Consider the following 4,041-nt stretch of genomic DNA (forward strand, 5'->3'; position numbering starts at 1 on the left):
ATCTGGTTTACGGCGATGGGTGTTAGCACCATGGCGTTCAACCTCAACGGTTTCAACTTCAACCAGTCGATTCTCGATTCTCAAGGTCGTGTAATCGGTACTTGGGCCGATGTGCTGAACCGCGCTGGTATCGGTATGGAAGTAATGCACGAGCGCAACGCTCACAACTTCCCCTTAGACTTAGCTAGTGGTGAACAGGCTCCCGTAGCTCTGACCGCTCCCGCTATCAATGGTTAATTCCTAGTCTGAACGAAAAGGCACTCCTGCGAGGGGGTGCTTTTTTGTTGTTAGAATTATGATATAGCTCAATGTTAAATGGAGTTAATCTTATGATATCCCCTCAAATTATTGAACTGGAACAAAAATTACGAGACTGTTCTCTTGAAGATAAAAAATGGTTATTGGAGCAGTTACATCAACAATTAGGATTGAATAATCAAAAAACAACTAAACAACGATTAATGGATAGTTGGAATGAAGCTTATAGTGATGGATTGGACGAATCAGAAACTTTGATGTTAGAGGGAATACGCCATCATCAATGCCAATTATCTGAGTAAATATGACGATTTTTCAAGGTGATATTTATTGGATTGATTTAGGAGAACCACAAGGTTCTGAACCTGCTTATCTTCGTCCTTGTGTTGTGGTGCAAAATGATGCTCTAAATCAGTCACAAATTGGGACGGTTATTGTGTGTCCATTAACAACCAATTTGAGACGAGCAAAAGCTATTGGTAATGTTTTATTGAATGAGGGTGAAGGGAATTTACCTGAATCCAGTGTTGTTAATGTTTCACAGATTTTCACGGTTGATAAACGTCTTTTAACGGATTCTATCGGAAGACTTTCTCAGGAAAAAATCAAATTAATTATTCAGGGAATTAAGTTGGTTATTGAACCTCAAGAACTCGAATAATAGGGGTTATAAAAGGATTTAAAGAATCCATTTTCCCTTAGACTTGGCTAGTGGTGAACAGGCTCCTGTAGCTCTGACCGCTCCTGCTATCAATGGTTAAGTTCTAATCAAATAATTACGACAAAAAAGGTCGGGGTGAGCTAATGTTCGCCCCGACCTTTTTTAATTGAAATTCTCGACAAATCACCTGAACATCCACCCAACTTACAAGATCGGCGATCGCAATAATTGATCAAAATGATCGCCTCTATATGTAGATTCAACAAGAACGCAGGATTAGGCAATGCTTATTTAGTCCAAGTTGTGCCATTTGACCATTGAATACAACTCGGGCTGACTAAGATGGCATTGAAAGTCGCGTCATCGGGAAATCTGACACTAGCGTTAGCGGGAGCCGTGACTCTTCCTGCCGCTGTGGGTCGCCGATAAGCCGACATATCAACCTTCAGGCGATTGCCTGACTGTGTGACAACAAGACCTGGGCTGCCCTCATACTGCCAAGTGCCGGCAAAACTGAGGGCTTGCCAAACGGTGCTATTGTTCCAATTAATCTGACCCCGACCATTCAAAGTACCAACAAAGGTACCATCATCAGGAAAGGTGACTTGAATTTGAGTTGGACTAAGTATGCGGCCCGTTGCCGTGGGTCGCCCATAAGCCGACATATCAACCGTCAGGAGATCGCCCGACTGCGTGATGATTGGGCCGGGGTTACCCCTGAAATACCATTGCCCATTTACGGGCGAACATATTGTACTAGCTGAAACTTGTGCAATTTGAGCGATGGGCAAAGTTGCCACCAACAGGGACATACCACCTAATAGGATAGTCTTGACAGAACGTAGATTCATAATTTTTTCCTGAAATTGGGAAGTCGTGTTTACTTGCTACTTTCAGAATATTCGGGGTCTAAGGGTGATGTCAGTCCCAAAATGAGTGGAAATTGACGATTTCAATGGTTTCTACTTTCAGGAATAAAGTGGAACAACATGGAAATTTAGGATCATTTGTCTCTGATGAGCTATATTTATACACTCCCTTTCAGCGACGGCAGTGTCAATTACGCTCTCTAGTTTACCGAAAATTTGGGTTTAAAGCCTCCCCCTTCTAGGGGGACTTGGTGATACAATATTAGATTCTTCAGGTTGCAATGCCGTCGCACATCGTGAAAATTCTGCTGAAACAGTGCAGCACTTTTGATGGAAAAATAGATAGACAAGAGCCACCGAAAACTCTTTAAACAAGGCAGTAAGTCTTCAAAAAGACTGAATGAATCGAAGAAAAACTTTTGTCGTAAAACAGATAGGGTAGGGCAGATCCGAATTTTCCTTGAAATAGGAAAACGCTTGGAGAGTGAACCACAAAAAGGGAAACTATAGCAAACCTAAATGAGTTGTGAAAAGGCATCAAATCTTTTCAAGTTAGGAAATTTGAAAAGATTGTATTTGGCAAAAAATTCAAATAAAAAATTAATAATTTTAAAGTTTTTGCCGAAACGATAAAACCTCCTGAGCAAATTTTTTAATTGAAACCAAATTGCTTCAACTGGATTTTCTTTCAGCACAGCCATCATATAGTTATTATCCATGGCCGCCCGTTTACTTTTTTGTGCCAGACTACGTCGGTAAGTGGATTCCTGGTTAAGAGCGTTAAGTGCTACTCGTCTCAAGAAGGCTCCCATTACGAGGGCTGTGACCAGAGCGAATCCGACATTGATCCTCATTAAAAGTAACATCTAAAATCCAATGAGCCTGATTTTCAATGCCCCAATGTTTACGAATAGCATTACCTATTTTTTGAGCATCAGCAGGGAGAGAACTGAGATAAAATTGGACTTCACAAGTGGTTTTATTCCAAAGATGACGAACTCGTTTAACCATGATAATACTTTGAAGTCCTTGCCATTGAGCCTGTTGATAAAGACCGCCGAAAGCTTCTAAAGGTACAGCCCAACACCAACGTTTTTCGAGGCGATGATGACCTTTTTCCAGACGGTAATCATAACTAAATTGAATACCATCAAATTGATGTGCTTGAGCTTGCTCAAACCAGTTTTTGACCTGAGTATAAAGAGTCGGATGATTAGCTTTAAGGGCGACAACGTAGTCAGCTTTTTTGGCTTGAATATGATTAATAATCGCCGTTTGAGTTCCCATAGCATCTAGGGTGATAATTGCCCCTTGAAGGTCTAACAGTTCTAGTAAAGCGGGAATAGCAGTAATCTCATTGGATTTATCTTCCACCTTGACTTGTCCTAAAACTAATTTCTGCTCCCCCGCCCAAGCCGTCACTAAATGCAAGGCTTTAATTCCTTGATTACGGTCGTAAGAACCTCTGAGACTTTTCCCGTCTATGGGAACTATTTCCCCCGAAAGAGAACCGATTAAATGGGGCAGCCATTGAGACAAAACTTTGGCCAAAACTTCCGGGTTAATCCGTTCAAAAACCCGCCGAAAAGTGTCATCAGAAGGAATGCCATTAGGTAATTCTAAAAACTCAGATAACCAAGACTGCTTACTGAGTCCATAATTTTCCATGTCTTCCCAACCTTTGGCTCCTGCTATAACTGCTAAAACAGCAATGACTAAAATATCAGTTAATAAATGTTTTTGGGTTCGGGACACTCTTGGGTCAGGAATATCTTGAAGATAAGTCAATAAACTAGCTTGAATTTCATTTATTGATGTTAAAGGAAGCTCAGGTTTTAGTTGAGCTTTATTTCCGGTGGGGAGAACGGGAGCAAAACCTTTACCCATGAGCTATTTCCTCATTAATTTTCATCAACAACAGTGAGACTAAGGCTAATTATAAATTATACAGAGGTAGCAGCGGCTAAGTCTGGGTACTGGCAGTGCGGGACGGTGCTATGGCGATTTGATTACCCTATTCAGAAATCTTTGTCAAGTACAATTTATACCAAATTAGATGAGCTTACCCTGTATTCTTACCGAATATGTCCCGCTCAAAAAAATAAATTCTAGTTAAAAATGTCAATTTTTCGAGAGAAGGAAAGATTATTTTATTCATTGAAAAAACCACAAATTAGGTCAGAATTTCAGCTAAATTTATGAGTTGAGATAAGTTTTTTATGGGCAGATATTTTAAAACTGTCTCTTGAAGCT

General features: G+C 40.5%; 4 protein-coding genes and 3 pseudogenes. 4 read left to right on the top strand and 3 right to left on the bottom strand.

The genetic code is table 11. The features are described from left to right. From LW728_RS23040 to LW728_RS23055, 4 genes and pseudogenes are all read left to right on the top strand, one after another. Window positions 1-237: hypothetical protein (locus LW728_RS23040; RefSeq protein ID WP_287768500.1), on the top strand; the 237-nt coding region annotated here is incomplete at its 5' end. Between the two features lie 92 nt (window positions 238-329). Continuing rightward, the gene (locus tag LW728_RS23045; RefSeq protein ID WP_002803582.1) at window positions 330-560 is read left to right on the top strand and encodes a hypothetical protein; all 231 of its coding nucleotides are present in this window, start codon (window positions 330-332) and stop codon (window positions 558-560) included. A gap of 2 nt (window positions 561-562) precedes the next feature. Continuing rightward, a complete protein-coding gene (locus tag LW728_RS23050) occupies window positions 563-919 on the top strand; it encodes a type II toxin-antitoxin system PemK/MazF family toxin (protein WP_002803583.1) in 357 nt (118 codons plus the stop codon). 28 nt (window positions 920-947) lie between these two features. Then, window positions 948-1,019: pseudogene (locus LW728_RS23055) on the top strand (photosystem Q(B) 2 domain protein); the annotation flags it as partial. Window positions 1,020-1,206: 187 nt separating this feature from the next. Here the strand turns inward: LW728_RS23055 and LW728_RS23060 are convergent. The 3 genes and pseudogenes from LW728_RS23060 to LW728_RS23070 all read right to left on the bottom strand — a co-directional run. After that, entirely contained in the window at window positions 1,207-1,770 is a 564-nt protein-coding gene (locus tag LW728_RS23060) for a hypothetical protein (RefSeq protein WP_287768503.1), read from the bottom strand. A 533-nt stretch (window positions 1,771-2,303) separates the two neighbouring features. Further along, window positions 2,304-2,477 (bottom strand): annotated as a pseudogene (locus tag LW728_RS23065) (IS630 family transposase); the annotation flags it as partial. Next, a pseudogene (locus tag LW728_RS23070) lies at window positions 2,478-3,675 on the bottom strand (ISAs1 family transposase); the annotation flags it as partial. Window positions 3,676-4,041: the final 366 nt, after the last annotated feature.

It is taken from the genome of Microcystis sp. 49638_E5, assembly GCF_021300285.1.
Lineage (GTDB): Bacteria > Cyanobacteriota > Cyanobacteriia > Cyanobacteriales > Microcystaceae > Microcystis > Microcystis aeruginosa_C.